This window comes from Blautia sp. AM42-2, assembly GCF_003480245.1.
Taxonomy (GTDB): Bacteria; Bacillota; Clostridia; order Lachnospirales; family Lachnospiraceae; genus Fusicatenibacter; species Fusicatenibacter saccharivorans.
This window is the reverse complement of the sequence record NZ_QUIM01000002.1, coordinates 402462-422422: the sequence shown is the minus strand read 5'-3', so window position 1 is coordinate 422422 and position 19961 is coordinate 402462. Positions and strand designations below refer to the sequence as shown.

Below are 19961 nucleotides of genomic sequence, written 5' to 3'. Positions count from 1 at the left end.
CAATACACAGTGCTCTTATTTCTTTCTTCATTTTCTACTGCCTATTGTACGTTAGAATTGTGTTGAAACTGTGATAATTTTGAAAAAAGAGGAATTTTATGCTGCGGTTTTTATTCTACCGTAACGGATTTCGCCAAGTTTCTCGGTTTATCCACATCGAGGCCTCTGCCGATCGATACGTAGTAGCCAAAGAGCTGCAGTGGAATGATTGCCAGGGAATTTGCAAAAACCGGATTTGTCTCCGGCAGGTAAACTACGTAGTCGGCTACTTTTTCCACTTCTGTATTGCCAACGGTCGTTACCGCCATGACAAACGCGCCTCGTGTCTTCACTTCCTGAATATTGCTGATCGTTTTCTTGTAGAGCTCCGGCTGGGTCAGCACGGCTACGACAAGGCGTCCGTCCTCAATCAGGGAAATGGTTCCGTGTTTCAGCTCACCGGCTGCATACGCCTCGGAGTGGATGTAGGAAATCTCTTTCAGCTTCAGGGAGCCCTCCATCGAGATTGCATAGTCGATGCCGCGTCCGATGAAAAAGACGTGTTCTGCCGCAAGATAACGGTTGGCAAAACGCTGTACGTTCTCCTTGTGGGACAGCAGCAGGGAAATCTGCTCCGGCAGGCGCTCAAGGCTCTGGATCATCGCATCGAAGTCATTCTGTGAAACGGTTCCGCGTACTTTGGCAAACTTCATCGCCAGAAGGTACTGCGCGATAAGCTGTGTGCTGTACGCTTTCGTTGTCGCAACAGCGATCTCCGGACCGGCCCAGGTGTACATGACATTGTCTGCCTCTCTTGCAATCGAACTTCCAACTACGTTTACGATGCCAAGGGTTCGCACGCCCTTTTCTTTTGCAAGGCGGAGAGCCGCGAGGGTATCGGCCGTCTCACCCGACTGGCTGACGATGACCACGAGCGTATTTTCCGGCAGAATCGGATCACGGTAGCGGAATTCGCTTGCCAGATCTACCTCAACCGGAATTCTTGCCAGCTTTTCGAAGACGTATTTTGCGGTTACACCGGTGTGGTATGCGGAACCGCAGGCAACGATAAAGATTTTGCGGATCGCGCGGATCTCCTCATCGGTCATGCCGAGTTCTTCGATCACAACATCACCGTTCTTAATACGCGGCGTCAGGGTATCTTTTACGGCTTTTGGCTGCTCATGCATCTCTTTCAGCATGAAATGCTCATAGCCGCCTTTTTCTGCCGCATTCATATCCCATTCGATGTGCGTAGGCTCCTTTTGCAGCTCCTCCTCATCGATATTGTAAAAATGAAGGCCGTCTCGGGTCAGCTTGACAATCTCCTCATTTTCCAGAAAATAGACATCTCTTGTATATTTCAGTACAGCCGGAACGTCGGATGCAATCAGGTTTCCGCTCTTACTTGTACCAACGATCAGCGGGCTGTCTTTACGGACCGCATACACCTCATCCGGATGGTCGCAGAACAGGATACCCAGTGCATACGATCCCTCCATGCGGTGCATAACCTTTGTGATCGTTGCAAGCGGATCGCCGTTATAATAGTAATCCAGCATATGGGCAATTACCTCGGTATCTGTCTCCGAAAGGAACTCATATCCTTTGGACATCAGTTTTTTCTTTAATTTCAGATAATTCTCAATAATTCCATTGTGTACAACGACAATCGAGTGGTCTTTATTGAAATGCGGATGTGCATTCAGATCGGAAGGTGCCCCATGCGTTGCCCATCTCGTATGTCCGATTCCTACGGTACCCGGAAGTGTCGCTCCATTTTGTGTCATTTCCTCAAGCACCTTCAGACGGCCCATTGCTTTCTGCATCTGAATTTTGTTTCCATCGTATACAGCAATTCCGGCCGAATCGTATCCGCGGTACTCCAGCTTTGACAATCCGTCCAGCAGCACCGGGGCAGCCTGGCAGGTTCCAATATATCCAACAATTCCACACATAGATTTTTTCCTCCTAACAGTAAAAGGCGGCACCCTTGTTCTGTTTTCAGGTTATGCCGCCTTCTAATTTCTTGTTCTTTACTTTTTTACCACTCTGCTCCGTTCTCTGTCAACCTTATGGAGCATTTCGTATTTACTTACAAGATCTTTTTATTTTTGTTTTTTACTTTCACTTATCTTCTATTTCGTTTTTTTCGTATCTTTCCGTGATATTCCCACCATGTTTTGTTTGAGGTACACCAGCGGATTACACTGTCCGGAAGGCTTTTGTATCGTTTTCCGAGGAAGTAGCCCACATATTTGAATCCGCTTTGAAAGAATAAAGTGACGAGCAGCCACGGCTTATGAATTTTGCAGACGTAGGATGCCGATTTTTTCACCATACGGATTCCCTCACTCTCAGACGGATACGCATCAAAGATCTCCGGATGCTGTGCCTGGGATACACCGAGGTCGAAATTGCGGTGAAGCTGTGCCAGACAACCGTAATTGTGGGAATGTACCACCTTCGCATCTGCCGCATAGGCAATCGCATAGCCCGCCTGCACAAGATGCCCGGCATAGATCATATCTTCGTTAAACAAGGTGCTTTCTACAAATCCACCCAGCTCTTCATATGTCCTGCGGTCATACATTGCACAGACATTGGAACAGAAAAAAGTCTTAACACCAAGTTTTGGCAGATCACCGGCATCCTTGATATCACTCTCGTCCGGATAGTTAAAGCCTCTCGTAAACCGTTCCAGTGTACGGCAGTCATCCCGCGGAAGCTGCCGTGCATACGCCGCTTTCACATGCGGCAGCGAAAATTTTTCCACCAGATGTTCCACGCACTCGTTATCGTACGGCATGGCATCCTGGGTCATAAAAAGCAGAAGGTCCGCATCGGAGCTCTCCGCCATTGCCCTTCTGGTTCCGCCGTGGTCGAACTCGCTCGGCTGAATATGCTCCACCATAATCTTGTCTGAAAGCTGCTCCCACGCCGGATTCCAGAACTTTTTCCCCGTATTCACGACCCGGATCGAACGGATCGGGTAAGTCTGTTTTAAAAGGCGGGGCAGAAGTTCTGCGAACTCCTGCCCTGGTTTATACGTTGGTATCATGACATCAACGGTATATTGACTCATCTTGTCGTATTCTCCCTGTATTTTAATCTCCTGCTACCACAGAATCTGTTGCAGCGCCCGGTCCCTGATTCAGTACATACTCAATCATATCATCATCGTAGCCGCTCTTTCTTGCAATATAGTCACTGTACTCTATCACGGCTGCAGATGGATCATAGCTCATCGTCGGATACAGATAAGCGTGCAGTTCCTTTACATTGTGTTCCAGTGTAACCGGAATTACGACATCAACACCAAGTGCGCTTTCTACATTTTCTCCATAACACAGCTGGAACGGATATGCATAAGATGTTCCCATTTTGTACGTTACCGCATGCATGCCAAGCTCCAGAATTTCGTTTTTGGTAAGACTGGTGCTGACATTTCCCATCACTTTATCCAGAATCTCCGGAATCTTGGTCGGATTCTGTTTAATCTTCTGTACCATGAGATTGATGACGATTCGCTGACGGCTCGTACGTTTCGCATCGTCGCCGCCGCCGTAACGGATCCGCGCATAGGAGGTTGCAAGTGCACCGCTGACATGACGTACTTCGCTGTAATCATCCCCAAGGTCCTCATCATACGGAATAGCTTCATACTCTACGCCCTGTGCTTCCGATACCTCTCTGTTGTAGTTGTTTGCATGAACACACTCTGCATTTGTCATCTCGATGTCGAGACCGCCCAAGACATCAATCGCATCGGCGAGTGCCTTGAAGTTTACGGTAACGTAATCGGTCAGTGCAAGGTCAAGGTTTGTATTCAGCATGGAGAGCATACTCTCCGGGCCGCCGCGGTTGTATGCGGAATTGGCTTTGTCAAACTCATAATATTCATCGGTATATTTCGCCATATTCATCCAGGTGTCACGCATAATCGACACCATACGGATTTCCTGCTTGTCGTGATCAATACAACAGAGAATAATAGTGTCACTGTTCATGCTTTCTGCCAGCTCGGAGCCTTTCACACCTCTGGCATCCACGCCGACCAGCGCGATGACCTGTGTACCGGACATCTGTGAGAGATCGGTATTTGCCTTTACTTCACTGTTGATCTGAATCTGGGATCTGTCCAGCGTATCCTGATTCATCTTATCCATCGAACGGTTGATCCATGCGTAGACGAACAGAATTCCGGAAAGAATCAGCAGAACGGTGATTTCAATTCCGAAAATTATTTTTCTGCGGCGCATTTTTTTGTATTTTCTGCTCTTTTTGTAATTCTTCTTCGACATCTCTTTTCCCCTTATCTTTTAGTAAGCGTTTTTATTCACAAATCCTTTGAAAAAGGTCAGGAACAGAATTTTAAAATCAAGTCCCAGCGTCCAGTTTTCAATATAATACAGATCACAGTCAATACGCTTTCGGATGGAAGTATCCCCCCGGTATCCATTCACCTGTGCCCACCCCGTAAGACCGGGACGCACCTGATGTTTTACCATATAACGCGGGATTTCCTCCCGGAATTTTTCCACAAAGAAAGGTCGCTCCGGCCGCGGTCCGACCAGGCTCATATCTCCTTTTAAGATGTTAAAGAGCTGTGGAAGCTCATCAATGCTGGTATGGCGCATGAATTTTCCAAATCCCGTCACACGCGGGTCATTCTTCACGGTCCATGCCTTCTTTTCTTTCTCCTCCGTCTGAACTTCCATCGAACGGAACTTGTACATTTCAAACGGTTTGTTGTGCAGTCCGACGCGTGTCTGACGGTAGATCAGCGGACCCGGTGAGGTCAGCTTGATCATGATGCAGGAAAACAGCATCACCGGTGAGAACAGAATGATCGCCACGAACGCGCCGAAAATATCCACAATCCGTTTCAGCATCGCGTTGAACGTGTTGGAAAGCGGCACATAGCGGATATTGATGACAGGAAGTCCCTGCAGGTCTTCTGTGTACGGCTTTGTCGGAATGATGTTGTGGTAATCCGGCACAAACTGGGTATGTACGCCGGATTTTTCACACATGGCAACGATCTCCTCCAGGCGGAAGTATTCGTTCAGGCCAAGGGTAATGGCAATTTCATCCAGTTTGTTTTCCGGCAGAATGACTGAAAGATTGTTGATTCTTCCAAGAACCTTGACACCGCGGTACATCGTTCCCGCTTTGACATGGTCATCGAGGATTCCGCGGACGAGATAGCCCCACTCCGGGTTTGCAATGATCCGGTCAATATATTCCTCGGTCGCACGGCTGTAGCCGACCATCAGAATCTGCTTCTGGTTGCGGCCGTGTTTCCACATATTGCTTAAGATATAGTGGATCAGATTTCTTACGATCGTTTCCAGTGTCACATTCAGCACAAAGAAGATGCAGAGCATACCACGGGAAAAGTGAACCTGGCGCACCATGTAAAGGCTGGCCAGCCAGACCAGAAATCCAACCGTATTCGCTTTTAAGATATTGGCAAATTCCAGACGTCTTCCCTGAAAACGCTTGGATGCATAGAGATTAAATGCATAGTAAAGCAGCAGATAGCCGGGCACGATATAGAGCAGTGTCATCATATACGTCGCCGGCGGCAGAATTCCCCTCTCCGGATGATTATTCATAACGCCCAGCCGCACATAGCAGTACCAGGACAGTACATAGGAAAGTGCGAGCACCAGGGCATCGATCAGAACGTGCATCCGGTCAAAATATTTCTGATTATCGTTGATCAAATTCGTTCACCTTATCTGTTTTTTTCGGGATTTAAAAATTCCCTACCCCTAACTATACAATAAGTTCCAAAAAAGAGCAATCATATTTTTCTAACATTCTTCTTATTTCCGTAAACTTTTTAACTTTTTCGTAATCTTTTGAAAGAATCCTTATGCCCTCTCCAGAAATCTCCGGAACACATTGATAAAAAGCTCCCATTCGATGACAAAATACGTGCCGAGGCGCTTCCACTCAAAACGGATCTTTTTTGCTCTGTTTTCCGGCTTCCGGCAGATGAAAAAACCATTCTTGATTCCTGCCAGATATTCTTTTCCATATCCCTTCGATGCAAAAAAGACCAGTTTTGCCGAAAAGCCGAGGATAAAGGCCGGCAGGTTAAGCAAAATCTGTAAAACCGGCATATTTTTATAGATCAGATAAATATTGTTCCTGGAAGAATAACGGATTTTAAAGAGGTTATACCGGGAGCCGCTCGTTCCGCTTCCGACGTGGTAAACCTTCGCGGACGGCTCATACCAGTTCTCGTAGCCCAAAAGCCGCGCACGATAGCCGATGTCGGTATCTTCCAGATAAGCGAAATGTTCTTCGTCAAAAAGTCCGGTCTTTTCCAGAAATTCCCGGCGGTAGATCGCTGCTCCGGCGCAGGCCGCAAAAATCCGGTCGGACGTTTCAAATTCACTGACCGGTTTTCCTTTTCCTCTTGCGAATGCCCATCCCAGCATATTATAGTAATTTCCCGCATCGTCGATTTTATCACGCTCCTGATAGGAAATCAGCTTTGCGCTGCATGCAAACGCATTCTTTCTTTTACAGATTCCCTCATAAAGGCGCTCGACAAAGTCCTGGAACACTTCGGTGTCGTTGTTTAAAAGGATCACATACGGCTCCTTCGACTGGCGGATGCCTTCGTTGACCGCACGGCTGAAGCCATAGTTATCATCGAGCTGGATGATTTTCGTCTCCGGGTAGTGTTCCCGCAGAAACGCACAGCTCTCATCCTGTGAACCATTGTCCACGAAATATGTGGTAAATTCCGTAAAGGTCTGCTTTGCAAGCGCTGCAAAGCACGTCTCCAGATACCGGTATCCATTATAATTTGGTATTACAACTGCTACTTTGTCCATGGTTTTACTCCCCTGCCGTCGGCACGCAGTCCATAGTTCCACGATGCCAGCGTTAAATTTGGATTGTAGCAGGGATCTCCTGCCTTTAACAGCCCAATCCAGCGGCTGCGCATAAATTCGATTTCCGACTGAAAGCGGCGCACCTTCTTCTCGTCATCCTCTGCTCCCCTGGATTTCGATTCATAATGGTACAGCTCCACGTGCGGATTGTATACGATTTTATAACCTGCTTTTCCAATGCGCAGGCACAGATCAACATCATTGAAAGCGACGGACAGTTCTTCTTCAAAGCCGCCGACCTCCTCAAAAACCTCTTTTTTCATCATCATGCACGCTGCTGTCACCGCACTCACATTCATCTGGAGCGATGCCTTATGCAGGTAGCCGCTTCTTCCGCGCGCCAGTCCTAAAAAGGCGTGGCCCGCAATGCCGCCGATACCGATGATGATACCCGCATGCTGCACCGTGTTGTCCGGGTAATACAGCTTCGCGCCGACCGCCCCGATCTGCGGTCTTTGCAGATTGGACACCATTTTTTCCATAAAATCGGGTGTGATGATTTCCATATCGTTATTGAGAAACAGAAGATACTCTCCCTTTGCCTCTTTGACGCCGAAATTATTGATCGCAGAATAGTTAAAGCCCTGTTTTGGATACTTCAGGACACGGATGCCCTGTGCTTCGAGTTCTTGGTAATAGGAAAACGTTGCTTCCTCAGTGCTGTTGTTCTCAATAATCAGAATCTCATAGGATGGATACATGCACTTCTTCTTAATGGATTCCAGACAGGTGCGTAACGTATCGGCCTGATCCTTGTTCGGGATCAGAATCGAAACCAGAGGCGTTCCCCGCAGTTTATAATCTACATCGTAGAAGCCATAATCCGAACGCAGTGTGACGGTTCCCTCTTCGCCGCAGCGCGCAAGGTTTCCCTCAATTGCCTTTTTTCCGGCCTCATACGCGTACAGCTTGCTTGCCGGATTGTCTGCGGTGGAAGCGCTGTGGACCCTCCAGTGATATAAAACTCTCGGAATGTGTACAATTTTTCCCGCCATTTCCGTGCAGCGGAAGATATAATCATAATCCTGCGCCCCATTGTATTCCGGACGAAGGCCGCCGGTTTTCTCCGCAATCTCCCGCCGTACAACGAAGAAATGGCAGATATAATTGTTTGACCGCAGCAGATCCAGATTGAAATCCGGTTTGAAATGCGGCTGGAAATACTCGGACAGATCGGTCCGTACCTTGTCCTCATCGGTATAAAAAGCATCGATGGACGGATCTTTTTCCAGACGGATGGCAATTTCAAAGAGTGCATCCGGCGCAAGCAGGTCGTCGTGATCCATAAAACCGACGAAATTTCCCGCTGCTGCGGCAAGCGCTGCATTTGTATTCTCTGCAATGCCGATATTTTCCGGAATCGGAACGTTCTTTACGCGCGGATCTTTTCCGGTATACTCTTTCAGGATGCGCGCCATCGTCTCATCCTCCGGGCTGGCATTTCCGATCACCAGTTCCCAGTTTTCATAACTCTGTTTTTCCAAGGATTCGATCATCTGACGCAGAAAAATTTCCGGCGTACGGTAAGCCGGAACAACAACGCTGATCTTCGGACAATAAGAAAATTTATGATTTTTCTGACACGCCAGGTCCTCCTCTTTTGCGCAGTACTGCTCCCGCCACGGTCCGTACGGAACCTCCTCCGGCTCCATCCGCTCCGAAAGACGGATCAGGAATTCCTTTGGGCCATAATGTTTCAGGTAACGCAGTCCCTTCTGTATGTTGTAAGGTTTCAATTTCCGTATAAAACGGAGCCATTTCATATCTGACACTTTTTTTAACTCCTTGGGGTTTTTGTTTTTCAGGTTTTTTGTTTTTTCCGTATGAACTCGTTCGCATTATACTCTATTTTACTGCATTTTGCAAATCCCGACTGAAAATATTAAGAAATTATGTGTTTCTTCCCTGTTCGCTTTATGTTATAATAATAAAAGTATGTCTAATACATTTTAGAGAGATCCGTTGCCCGGACAGTCTTATGCAGCTGTACCCGCTGGATCAGAAGGAGTGAGTTATGATTAGAAAGAATTCTGCAGTCCGCACATTTTTATGCCTGTTGCTTGCTTTTGTTTTTACCGCGTCCTGCCTCCCGCAGACGATTTTTGCCACAACCGATAAAAAAACAGTCACCACCTGGCCCGAAGGACCGGAAAACAATTCCGGCGCTGTCTGTTTACTCGATGCCGATACTGGTGCTGTTTTATACGATAAAAACATGGACGAGCAGCGCTATCCTGCCAGCATCACCAAGATTCTGACGGCTCTGCTGATCATTGAAAACAAGCAGATGACCGACACCGTTACCTTCGGCGAACATGCTGTCAGCGAATCCATTCCGGGAAATGCCCGCATCAACGTTCAGCTTGGCGAAACGATCACAGTGGAGGATGCTCTTCACGCGATTCTTCTTGCCTCGGCAAATGAGGTCTGCACACAGCTTGCCATCGACATTGCCGGAAGCGAGGAAGGTTTCGCCGCCATGATGAACGAACGCGCCGCTGCACTTGGTTGCACGAATACCCATTTTGTCAATGCAAACGGTCTGCCAGATCCGAACCACTACACCAGTGCACACGATATGGCACTCATTATGCAGGAGTGCATCAAAAACGAGACCTTCTGCCGCATCGAGTCCGATCTGACCTACACAATTCAGCCGACCAATATGACCTCGACACCGCGTGATCTTCAGAACCACCACGCATTGCTGTTCCAGGACGGTCAGTGGGGATACAAGGGTGCTTTCGCCGGAAAGACCGGTTATACCGATGAGGCACACAACACACTCGTTACCGCTGCCAAGCGAGGCAATATGACGCTGGTCTGCGTTGTTTTAACCTGTGATAACCTCGATTATATCAACGATACCCGTACCGTACTTGATTTCGGTTATGATAATTTTACACATTATACCCTGAAGAACGCAAAAAAGGAAAGTCTTTCCGGTGTGGTAACGCTTCCAAAGAATGCGAAAATTGAAACTGCAACCTACACCGATCCGGACGGCGCTTCCGTTGAGGAACCGTACACCCGCCAGTATTTTTTCGATGATCACTTCATCGGAACAGCCGAGGTTTCCGCTCCAGGTACTGTTTCCGACAGTTCTTCGGTTTCCTCCAATTCATCAGAAGAAACCGACAGCACAGATATTCCAACACCGGAAGAAACCAAGAAAATTTCTTTTCTCTCCACACTGCTCTATATTCTGCTTGGCCTGAACGGTGTCGCTTTTCTAATTCTGATCATTGTCGTGATCAACAACGCGAGAAAGAGACGGAAACGCAGAAACAGACGCCGCAATAACCGAAACAAACGGCACTGATCTTCTAATTTATAAGCAATCAGGACCTCCCGTCCAACGGGTGATCCTGATTCAAGAGTTCGACGGAAGTCGAACTTTCCTATAAGAAGTAAAGAATGGCATCGAAAACGCAACCGATTTCGATGCCATTTGGGTATAAAGCAGAGCTACCGCCAGAAATATTTGCTAGTGCGACAGCCCTTTTTGTTGCTTATTTATTTTCCAAGATACTGTTCTAAAATCTGTGGTTCGATTCTTTTCCAGTTTCTTTCCTTTACCGTCTCTTCTGCTCCCGTATCCAGTTTTTTCCTCAGTTCCGCATCTGTCAGAATACGCTCAATCGCCGCTTTTGCCTCCGCGAGATTTCCCTGCGGATAGAGAATACAGTTTTCCCCATCTTTCAGGTATTCCAGATTGCCACCGTTCGGCACAGCAACGACGTAGCCGCCGGACGCCATCATCTCAAGCGGCGGATAGGAAAAGCTCTCCAGCAGGCTTGTTTTCAGCAGGATATCACACGCCGCATAGACTTCCGGTGTTTTTTCATACGGAACCCGGTATAAAAAGCGGTTCACGCGGTACCAGGATTTCGGATTTCCATTGTAGGACATGTACCAGATCTCGAATTTTTCCAGATCCAGCTGTTCCACGATACGGAAGCTCTCGTCCACGTTTTTATGCTCCGCGCTGCAGTCTCCCTCGATCAGAATCCGAATTTTTCCCTGCAGATCCCGCCCCCGTTTCGGATAGAAGCACGGATCGATGCCGTTCGGAAGATAGACTGCTTCGGTATGGTATTCCTCCCGCAGCCAGTTCTGACACCATTTGGAAATAGTTACGTACTCCATCGGGCTCCTCATCCGGTAAGTCGCCGAAGCTGCGATCCGGTACGGGCTTCCCGGCGGATAAAATCCAACTTCAAAATTCTGCACCAGATATTTTTTCTTTCGGATCTTACTGGACTGTTCGACGAACTCTGCGGTATTCCACATCGTCGCTACCGCAAGATCCAGCGTTCCCTGCAGTTTCTCTCGCTCAGCCGACAGCACCGGAAAATGGAAATCACCCTCATGATACCACTCCGTCTCCCCTTCCAGAGTAAAGAGGCTGACCTGCGCTCCTGCTTTTACCAGCATTTCCGCATGAAGAAGTGCAACGCGGATGCCTCCGCTGATCTCCATCGCTGGAAGCACAAAGGCACAGCGTAGATTCCAGTGGCGCTCCACCCACTCGCAAATCCCGGTGGCATGAAAGATTGTGACACACTCGCGGCTGCACCGGCCATATGCCCGTCCGGCAATGGCTTTTCGTGCCGGTTCGTCGTCGATCAGCCACTGCAGTTTTTCCAACCACTCCGCTTCGTCTCGGCAGAGTACGCCGTCTTCTCCATCCTGTACCATCTCAGCAAAAGCGCCGAGATTGCTGGCTGCTGTCACGGTCTGCACCAGAGCCGCTTCCACCCATTTATTTTCCGATTTCGCACGGTTAAAAATTGTATCGGTAAGCGGAGCCAAGTTGATATCCACCGACGCAATCCGCTCCGGCAGTTTTTGGTAATCAACAAATCCCTCCATCTGGATCTGGGAAGCAAACAGTTTCAGCTCCACCGGGAGTTCCAGAATTCCCACGATGAGGAGTTCCAGGTTCGGATTTTTGCCAAGCAGCTGTTTCAGCACCGGAACGATCATCTCGATGTCGTCCAGATGCGTCGCACTGCCGCTGAAATAGCCAAGGCGTACTTTTTTCGCCGTTCTATCTGCTTCGTTCTTTTTCTGTTTTTCTTTTAACACCGCCTCGGACAGTAGCAGCATCTCATCTGACGCACAGTTGCGGTTGATCAGCACCTCCGGTACGTACTGCTTCAGTTCTTCTGCCAGCGCCGCTGTCGTCGTAACCGCCGCATCACAGAGGGAAAGCAGCTCGCCCATGTTTCGGACATTCTGATCGTATGCCTGCCGTTCTTCCGGCTGCATCCGGTCGAGAAACGGAATCTGATCGGTGTATTTCGTATCGATCACAAGATCATCCACATCGTACCACAGAGGCTTGTTCATCTGCTTTGCCATTGTGGCAAATTCCCGCAGGGTGTCCGTCATCGGGCAGCGGAAAATCACGAACGCGCCGTAGCAACGTACCATCCAGGGCTTCAGCTCCTGAAAATAAACCGTATCACACGTATATCCGCCTGCCTCCAGCTGCTCCATCTGATGCACCACGCGGTACCGGTGTGGATGCGGCAGCTGTTCATTGCAGCCACTGATAAAGAGAATATCCCGGTAGACCCGGGATTTTTCTCTCTGAAACTCTTTTTCTTTTTTTGCCCGCGCAAGGTACCCTTTCGTACGCCCAGCCAGACCGCCGATTCCTTCTTCTGCAACAGCTTTTTTTAATTTTGCTGTCAGCACTGAAATTTTTTCCAAACGTTTCACCGCTTTCTTTCTCTGTTCCGCTTACCGCAATCCGTAGTAGTTCTGCAAGTACATCGGATAGATGATTCTCGCCCAAGTGAATGCCGCTAATGCCGCTGCCGCCACACAGACCAGAATACAGAACAATTTTTCATACTTCTGTAGTTTTTTCTCCCGTTTCAGGAACGCCTGCACACCCTTCGTCACGAAATACATCAGCGGAATCAGCATCGGCATGCTGTATCGTCCCTGCGGCTGAAAATCAGAACTGTAGGAGTAATATGCATTCAGATAGTTTGGAATCAGCAGTGCAAACACATTTGCCCAGGTAAACCATCCTGTTTTACTCCATTTTCTCTTTGTTTTACCAGCAATCGCCGTCTGTGTGCCATCGGCATTCCAGAAGAAAAAGTCTCTCTGGCAACAGTTCCGCATCAGAATGAGGCCGATGCCAAGACAGCAGAGGTATGGAACAATAATCATTTTGGAAAGATAAATCCTATTATAGCCAAACGCGCCGACAAAGCTGTACAGCACTGTTACCAGCCAGTCATGTTCCAGATAAACTGGTCTGTAGAAGATCATACATAGCATGGAGTCGCCTTTTTTCTGGAATGTTTTGCTGTTCGATGGCTTGTACTTAGCTCTCGCATACAGTTCCGCACACGCACTCGATGTCTCTCTTCCCAGAAAATCCCCGTGATAGAGAATTGCATTTCGAATAAACCACCACAAAGCAATGACACAGACGATCACAAGAATAAAAAGACCTTTCTGGATCATCTCTTTCCAACGCTCTTTTGGTGCCTTTTCCTGATCGGTCAGCATCGTTCCCACAAAGAAGAAAAATGTCGTCAGGATAAATCCATACGCATTGTAATACGACAGGAAACAAAGGCCCATTCCAATGGCAGACACTGCACAAGTTGTCCAGTTCCATCCTTCCTTATACGCCTTGACCCAGGAATAAAAAATAATAGCCGTTGAACACATGGCGAGCGCATCGCAGTTGACGTAAGAATACAGAATCACATTTCCCGGCAGAAAGACAACCAGTGCGGTAAACATCCATGCATACCGCCTCGGAAACAACAATTTTGCTGCCTTCAACACAACCCATGCCATCAACGCTCCAAGCAGTACATTAACAAACCGGGCGGAAAGCAGCAGCATCCATTCATTCGTTGTAAAAAGACTCATGCCTTTCATCAGAACGGCTGATGCCATGTAAGAAAGGATGGGATTAAACGCATAGGAGGTTCCCCAGTCCTCATTCCGGATCAGCGGATCATCCCCGCGCGGAAGACTTCCGTGTTCATAGATAAACTGTGCAATCTGATAGCGCATTGATTCATCCGCCGAAAAATTGTATCGCTGCGTACAGGACCATAAAAAGTAAAACAGGAATACACCGAACACAAACAGAATTTCTATTCTGTGTTCTCTGCTCACATCCTTACTGCAGTTTTTTCTCATCTTCCTCAATTCCCTTTAACATGCTTGCATAAACTTTTTCTGCTTCTTTGTACCAGGAGGTTCCCTTTACGAAATCCATTCCCTTTTTGCGGATTGTAGCCAGCTCATCCGGGTGGTTGAAGTAATATTCCATTCTGTCTGCGATCTGGATCGGATCATAGTCAACCAGAATGGAGTTTTCCTCATTTACCATCCAGCTGCTGTTTGCACCCTTGGAGCAGACAGCGACCGAGTTGCAGGCCATAACCTCGAACGGTACGAGGGAAAGGTTGGTATTCGAAATAACAAGGCACATATCACAGATCGCATAGGAATCTGCCAGCACCTGCGGTGTTACGATACCTAAATTTCTGTGTTTGAACGGAATCTCATAGCCGCTGACATCCCATCCCGCGAAAACAACCTCGATCTCTGGCATTCTGCGGCACAGCTCATTGAGTGCCAGCATACCGAGCTCAAAATCACGTCTCGGGGTAACCGGGCGCGCATAGAAAAAGACTCTCTTTTCGTTGTCCGGTTTTTCTTTCGGCTGATATACTTTGTCATCGTAGGAGAAATGGAAGCTGTCTGCCTGCATGCCGTACTCATTTCTCATGATGTCTCTTAACCAATCACCTGCAGTGATTCCGCGGAATCCCATCTTATAGGTGTTCTCAGCAAATTCATACTCGGAACCGTGTGCATAGAAATGCGGCTCGAAATCCTGTACGAAGTAAAACTTCGAAATCGTATTCTGGAATTTTCTTACGTAGTAAGCGGTGGTCCAGGAGGTTGCTACGGTTGCATGTGCAAATTTCATCTGGGATACATCGCAGTAAACTTCTACTTCCGGCACAAGAAGCGGGAAGTACTCTTTTAGGAATTTGCGGATGGACGCATTATCCTGAAAATTCGGGGACATGTAAAGATAAACTCTACTGTGGAAACCGAGGCGCTCCAGGTTGGAAATAAAACGGAAAATGGTGGTATGACCGCCGGAACCAGGTCCCATTTCCGGTACAACCCAATTCAGGATCTTTTTCTTGTCGTTTTTATGTTTCTCATACTCTTTTTGATTGAACGGGATCGGATCGTTGTCTACGACAAATCTGTAAAATCCGATGACGTTGTTCTTCGGCGGTACAGCCGGCTCATTGCCCTGTTTTGCGCGCTCAATCGTTTCTTTTAATCCATGATTCTTCAGATACCGTAACGCACGGTATGCTACATTTGGTTTTTTCACGTTTCTTTTTCCTTTCTTCTATGCATGTCTCTGATCGTACTGCTGCGAAATGTGACGATCCAGGAACTGTTGTTTCCGTTTGGAATACAGATGGTATTTTCCGCCGAGATAGCCGCCCACAAAGCGGTCAAAATTGCGAAACAGGGAATAAAATGCCCAGTGGATTTTCTCTTTTTTACTGAGCGGCTGCTGACGGATATACACACAGTCCCCTCTCACCTGCCGGTACAGCATGCCCGGAAGCTGCGTCCATTTCTGTGCAATCATATACTGATGAACTTCATATAATCCCTTCTGCTCATCATAATACCGTTTGAAATACGTTCTGAGTTTGAAATTGTGGGAATGATATACTGGCGCATACGGGCAGTATACTTTTTTGAATCCGAGTTCAATCATCTTTCTCGCCCAGATCTGATCCTCGGCAAAGTTGACATCCTCATACGGATATTTTTCAAAAATATCTCTTCGGATACAGGAGTTATTGTCGGAGAAAAACGCCAGATAATGACGATATCCTTCTTCTCTTTCGTAGCGTTCCGGATCATCAAGGTGGAAAATCGTATTAGTTTCTCCAAATCCTTTAAAATGGCCATCCAGATCACGCTTGTCAAGCAGATTGCAGTCCGGATACGGATAATGAATCCCGAATCCTCCCACGATTTCCGGGTCCATCTTCATGGCATCAATGAAATTCTGCAGCCAGGTATCGGTCGCCGGAAGCGCATCCTGCGTAATAAAGATGATATACGTTCCGTTTCCTTTGGAAGCACCATAGTTTCTCGTTTTTCCATGTCCAAATTCGGACGGCTCAATCTGAAACAAACGGCATGGATATTTGCGGATCACATCGAGCGTTCCGTCCTTTGACCCGGAATCCACGCAAATTACTTCATATTCATACTCTGTCTTCTGTTTGAAAACGGCATCCAGCACTTTTTCAAACAGATGCCCACCATTTTTGGTAGGAATGACAATGGATACATCCATAGTTATTTACTCCTTTTTATCACATGCTGCACTTTATCTGCCATACGCACAACCTTACGCTGGCGCATCCGCTCCAACTCTTCCTCCAGAAACTGCTTCTGTTTTCTCGTTTCCTGGAGTTCTTCTTCCCTGTGTGCAAGTGCCGCTTTTTCTGCTTCGATTTCTGCCTGCAGCTGGCCTTTCCGATAAATCTCCCCGTTCAGTTCATCCCTCAGATCTTTATTCTGACGGATATATTGAATAAACTGGGACGTAACGCCATCGCCTTTGTAGTAAATCCGGTAATCAATCCGGATCTGTTCATAACCGGCATTCCGGAATTTCAGAACCGGCGTTCCAAGGAAATAATAGTCGTCGATAATCTCAAGCTCGGCGTTGTGCGAAAAAGCGATACATTCCGTCTTTCCATCGCTGCATACGCCCGCGAGAGAACGGATTTTAATGACAGCCCCCTCTTGCATCAGCTGAAGGGAAAGCTCTCCGTCCGCGTCTGCCTTTTCAAGCATCATCACCTTCTGCTCATCCAAGCCGAAGCAGTCCTCATAATAGAGTTCTCTCTCCTCCGGTGCTGTTTCGGTGAGCACAACCGGGTACATCATTTTTTCTTTTTCCCAGATGGAAAGCGGATAATTGTGCCGGTGCAGTTTTCCATAGAACGTGGCGAGCGCATTTGGCTCACCCTTTCCGGCCGCGAATTCCTGGAAGCACTCTTCCATATGGTAGTATACCGGAATCTCTTCCATGGAAATACCGCCAATGGCGTACAGTTCTTCCTGCTCTTCCTTCGTCAGTGCACTCGCCGCCTCCTGTAAAAAGACGCTCCGCGCATAGATAAATGCAATCGGTACGGCAAACGGGAATACCCACTCGTAGTCTGCCACCCAGACCTTTTCTCCATCCAGAAGAAGGTTGCCCGGAATCATGTCAATATTGGAAATCTCCGCTGCGGCAAGTCCTTCTTTCAATGCCGGATGGCCGAACACCTCACAGAACGCATCGGTTTCCACAAAGGATTTCTGCCCTTTTGCCGATGCAATGATCTGATACAGCAGTTCATAATCCTTTTTCAGCGATGCAAAATCTTTTTCTTTTCCATGACGGGAAATGCGCGTTTCCAGACTTTCCCCTTCTACAAAAGGAAATGCAAGCGCGCATTTTTCTTCATCCAGTTCGCATGGGCAGATCTGTACGTCCGCATAGGCGTACAGATGCTCCAGCTTTCTATAGTTTTCATAGATATGCCGGATGTGGAGTTCTCCCTCTTTCTGCAGCGGAAGCTTCCACACACGCCGGATCCCATCCTCTTCTGTAATCCGGGTCATAATCTGAAATTCGTTCCGACGTTCTCTCGAAAATTTCGTATACAGAACTTTCCTCATACGTTTACTCCTTTTTCTCCACTTCAATCAGAAAGGAATTGGAAAAAACCGGAAACAGACCGGACTTCAGGATTCCGTCAAATGCTTTGCCTTCGTCAAAAAGTGTGATCCTGTCAGCATCAAAATTCCGCTGATTTTTTCTCAATTCACCCGGCTTCGGCAGATATTCATCCGAATAAATGACCGCCGGAAATTTGTAATCCGGATAAGGATAATAAAACTTAAACTTCGAAAAACCGTTTTCCTGCAGCATCTGCTCCAGCTCCGGTTTGCTGAATGTCTCGACAAAATCGATCCCCGGATATCCTTCAATTCCGACAAATTCCCGGCCCACATGGTCTTCCCTGCAGCCGGCAAAATACTTCAGTCCCAGACGGTTCTCAATCGCAATCAGGATTTTTCCGCCCGGTTTTAAGAGACGATTGATCTTTTCCAGATATTCCGGATACGGATTATCCTTTCCAATATAGCTTTTTGCATACTCCAGAACACCGATCAGTGTCACGTAATCGAAGCGTTCTTCCATTTTTTCTGCAACAACATTAAAGTTTCCAACCATAATCTCCAGGTTGGACGCATCCTGATTTTTGTAGGCATTGATCGTACTGCGCCGCTTCGACAGATCGTTTGCCACTACCCGCTTTGCATTTCTGCAGAGCACGCCGGAAATGGCTCCGCAGCCGGCTCCGACTTCAAATACGGAAGCATCGTCTTTCCACTCATACCAGTCCAGAATATTTTCCCGTTCCGGAGAGAGATGATAAAAAATCGGCCAGCTTTTTTCTGTGAGGATTACCTTCTGGTAATCCTCTTTCGGCGTCGTCTTGACGATCTCCAGCAGCCGGTCCTCAATGCTGCCGTCGCTGTAAGCATCTTCGCCGTCATAATAATCCAGGTTCAAAAGAACATTTCCTATTGTTTCTTTCATATAACCCCCGTCGTTTATCCTCCGCATCCTACTCGTAGGTCACGGTAGAGTTCATATCAAAAAATCCTACGGTGTCTTTCATGGAGAAGACTTCCAGGAAGCAAGCATCGTACAGTCTGTGGTGGATCACCAGCTCTTCCAGATGGTAGCTGGTACATCCAAACGACATCAGATACTGTCCGCTCTGCAGCGGCATGATCTGGTCAAAGCATACCGTGACGGTCTTTCCTGCTTCCACCACGTCTTTTGTGTAATCCTCCAGCGCCGTATTCGTTCCGGTAATCTCCGTTCCCTTCCGGTCTTTGATCGAAAAGGCAAAAATCGGATGCTCCATCGTTTCATGGAACTTGATTTTCATCTTGATGCGGAATCTCTGGTTTTTATCCACAGAAGATGTAATCATACCTTTGTGGTCGATAATCGCAAAGTCCACGATCTCCGCAGCCTTGTCTCCATACTCTACCAGCTGCGCATTCGCAATCAGGCGTTCTCTCCAGAGGCCTTTTTTCGGCTTTTCTGCCGATATGGCACCGGATGCATCTGCTTCGGTTCTCTCTTCGGTCTGTTCTGCACTCTCTTCGGTCTCTTCCTCTTCTTTTGTCTCGTCATCGTACTGGTTGGCAAGAATCTTCTTGTAGACATCGACTGCCTCCGACGATTTTCCAACCATCACCTGTTTTCCTTTGTTAATCAGAAGACATCTCTCACAGTACTTGATGACGCTGCCCATATCGTGGGAAACGAAAAGGATCGTTTTTCCTGCTTCTTTCAGATCGTTAAATTTCCGGTAACACTTGGACTGGAAGAAAATGTCTCCGACGCTTAAGGCCTCATCGACAATCAGAATATCCGGATCCACATTGATCGCAACCGCGAAGGCAAGGCGGGCAAACATACCGCTGGAATACGTCTTAACCGGCTGATTGATAAAGTCACCGATCTCTGCAAACGCAATGATATCGTCGAGCTTTGCCTTCATCTCCTCCTCAGTATAGCCAAGCATCGTTCCGTTCAGGAAAATGTTCTCAATACCGGTATACTCCATGTTAAAGCCTGCACCCAGTTCCAGAATGGCACTGACTCTTCCCTTTAACTCCACGTTTCCGCTCGTCGGGTTTAAGACACCTGTGACGATTTTCAGCAGTGTGGATTTTCCGGAACCGTTCGTTCCAATGATACCGACACACTCGCCTTTGTGCACCTCGAGCGAGATATCCTCCAGCGCAAAATGATCGGTGTGATAGTTTTTATGTGTCAGTGAAAGCGATTCTTTCAGACGGTCCATCGGCTTTTCAAACAGCTTGTAGACCTTGCTGACATGGTTAATTGAAATTACTGCTTCTGTATTTTCTGTGCTCATT

14 protein-coding genes are annotated in these 19961 nt (G+C 47.6%); 1 reads left to right on the top strand and 13 read right to left on the bottom strand.

Going from position 1 to position 19961, the window contains the following annotated elements; translation table 11 throughout:
• Positions 1–110: 110 nt before the first annotated feature.
• From glmS to DW915_RS04985, 6 genes are all read right to left on the bottom strand, one after another.
• Positions 111–1937 (bottom strand): glutamine--fructose-6-phosphate transaminase (isomerizing), encoded by a 1827-nt coding sequence (glmS, locus tag DW915_RS05010; RefSeq protein ID WP_118741705.1) that lies wholly within the window; start codon positions 1935–1937, stop codon positions 111–113.
• Positions 1938–2110: 173 nt separating this feature from the next.
• Positions 2111–3064 (bottom strand): glycosyltransferase family 2 protein, encoded by a 954-nt coding sequence (locus DW915_RS05005; RefSeq protein WP_118741704.1) that lies wholly within the window; start codon positions 3062–3064, stop codon positions 2111–2113.
• A gap of 22 nt (positions 3065–3086) precedes the next feature.
• Positions 3087–4283, bottom strand: coding sequence for an LCP family protein (locus DW915_RS05000; RefSeq protein ID WP_118741703.1), 1197 nt, complete (start codon positions 4281–4283; stop codon positions 3087–3089).
• An 18-nt stretch (positions 4284–4301) separates the two neighbouring features.
• Positions 4302–5711 (bottom strand): undecaprenyl-phosphate glucose phosphotransferase, encoded by a 1410-nt coding sequence (locus DW915_RS04995; protein WP_118741702.1) that lies wholly within the window; start codon positions 5709–5711, stop codon positions 4302–4304.
• 150 nt (positions 5712–5861) lie between these two features.
• A complete protein-coding gene (locus DW915_RS04990) occupies positions 5862–6836 on the bottom strand; it encodes a glycosyltransferase family 2 protein (protein WP_117509227.1) in 975 nt (324 codons plus the stop codon).
• Positions 6824–8659 carry a glycosyltransferase family 2 protein gene (locus tag DW915_RS04985; protein ID WP_118741728.1) on the bottom strand — a complete coding sequence of 612 codons (1836 nt, stop codon included), beginning with the start codon at positions 8657–8659 and terminating at the stop codon, positions 6824–6826. The genes DW915_RS04990 and DW915_RS04985 overlap by 13 nt, the downstream gene beginning before the upstream one ends.
• Before the next feature lie 251 nt (positions 8660–8910).
• Between DW915_RS04985 and DW915_RS04980 the strand changes: the two genes are divergently transcribed.
• Positions 8911–10218: a D-alanyl-D-alanine carboxypeptidase family protein gene (locus DW915_RS04980; protein ID WP_118741701.1), complete on the top strand. Its 1308-nt coding sequence runs from the start codon at positions 8911–8913 to the stop codon at positions 10216–10218.
• A 194-nt stretch (positions 10219–10412) separates the two neighbouring features.
• Here the strand turns inward: DW915_RS04980 and DW915_RS04975 are convergent, their stop codons facing one another.
• The 7 genes from DW915_RS04975 to DW915_RS04945 form a co-directional block, all read right to left on the bottom strand.
• Positions 10413–12626 carry a glycosyltransferase gene (locus DW915_RS04975; RefSeq protein WP_442857842.1) on the bottom strand — a complete coding sequence of 738 codons (2214 nt, stop codon included), beginning with the start codon at positions 12624–12626 and terminating at the stop codon, positions 10413–10415.
• Between the two features lie 21 nt (positions 12627–12647).
• A complete protein-coding gene (locus DW915_RS04970) occupies positions 12648–13952 on the bottom strand; it encodes an ArnT family glycosyltransferase (protein WP_158565081.1) in 1305 nt (434 codons plus the stop codon).
• Between the two features lie 109 nt (positions 13953–14061).
• Positions 14062–15303, bottom strand: a complete 1242-nt coding sequence (locus tag DW915_RS04965; protein WP_022462974.1) for a rhamnosyltransferase WsaF family glycosyltransferase — start codon at positions 15301–15303, stop codon at positions 14062–14064.
• An 18-nt stretch (positions 15304–15321) separates the two neighbouring features.
• Positions 15322–16293 carry a glycosyltransferase family 2 protein gene (locus DW915_RS04960; RefSeq protein WP_022462975.1) on the bottom strand — a complete coding sequence of 324 codons (972 nt, stop codon included), beginning with the start codon at positions 16291–16293 and terminating at the stop codon, positions 15322–15324.
• A 2-nt stretch (positions 16294–16295) separates the two neighbouring features.
• Positions 16296–17672 (bottom strand): hypothetical protein, encoded by a 1377-nt coding sequence (locus DW915_RS04955; protein ID WP_118741700.1) that lies wholly within the window; start codon positions 17670–17672, stop codon positions 16296–16298.
• Between the two features lie 4 nt (positions 17673–17676).
• Positions 17677–18600 carry a class I SAM-dependent methyltransferase gene (locus DW915_RS04950; protein WP_055227563.1) on the bottom strand — a complete coding sequence of 308 codons (924 nt, stop codon included), beginning with the start codon at positions 18598–18600 and terminating at the stop codon, positions 17677–17679.
• 28 nt (positions 18601–18628) lie between these two features.
• On the bottom strand, positions 18629–19960 hold the full coding sequence (locus DW915_RS04945) for an ABC transporter ATP-binding protein (protein ID WP_118741699.1): 1332 nt from the start codon (positions 19958–19960) through the stop codon (positions 18629–18631).
• Between the last annotated feature and the right edge of the window lies 1 nt (position 19961).

What these genes read in the sequence shown, in the direction of transcription:
- glmS (WP_118741705.1), bottom strand. Translation starts at nt 1,937, where the DNA reads ATGTGTGGAATTGTTGGATATATTGGAACCTGCCAGGCTGCCCCGGTG.
- DW915_RS05005 (WP_118741704.1), bottom strand. Translation starts at nt 3,064, where the DNA reads ATGAGTCAATATACCGTTGATGTCATGATACCAACGTATAAACCAGGG.
- DW915_RS05000 (WP_118741703.1), bottom strand. Translation starts at nt 4,283, where the DNA reads ATGTCGAAGAAGAATTACAAAAAGAGCAGAAAATACAAAAAAATGCGC.
- DW915_RS04990 (WP_117509227.1), bottom strand. Translation starts at nt 6,836, where the DNA reads ATGGACAAAGTAGCAGTTGTAATACCAAATTATAATGGATACCGGTAT.
- DW915_RS04985 (WP_118741728.1), bottom strand. Translation starts at nt 8,659, where the DNA reads ATGAAATGGCTCCGTTTTATACGGAAATTGAAACCTTACAACATACAG.
- DW915_RS04980 (WP_118741701.1), top strand. Translation starts at nt 8,911, where the DNA reads ATGATTAGAAAGAATTCTGCAGTCCGCACATTTTTATGCCTGTTGCTT.
- DW915_RS04970 (WP_158565081.1), bottom strand. Translation starts at nt 13,952, where the DNA reads ATGCGCTATCAGATTGCACAGTTTATCTATGAACACGGAAGTCTTCCG.
- DW915_RS04960 (WP_022462975.1), bottom strand. Translation starts at nt 16,293, where the DNA reads ATGGATGTATCCATTGTCATTCCTACCAAAAATGGTGGGCATCTGTTT.
- DW915_RS04955 (WP_118741700.1), bottom strand. Translation starts at nt 17,672, where the DNA reads ATGAGGAAAGTTCTGTATACGAAATTTTCGAGAGAACGTCGGAACGAA.
- DW915_RS04950 (WP_055227563.1), bottom strand. Translation starts at nt 18,600, where the DNA reads ATGAAAGAAACAATAGGAAATGTTCTTTTGAACCTGGATTATTATGAC.
- DW915_RS04945 (WP_118741699.1), bottom strand. Translation starts at nt 19,960, where the DNA reads ATGAGCACAGAAAATACAGAAGCAGTAATTTCAATTAACCATGTCAGC.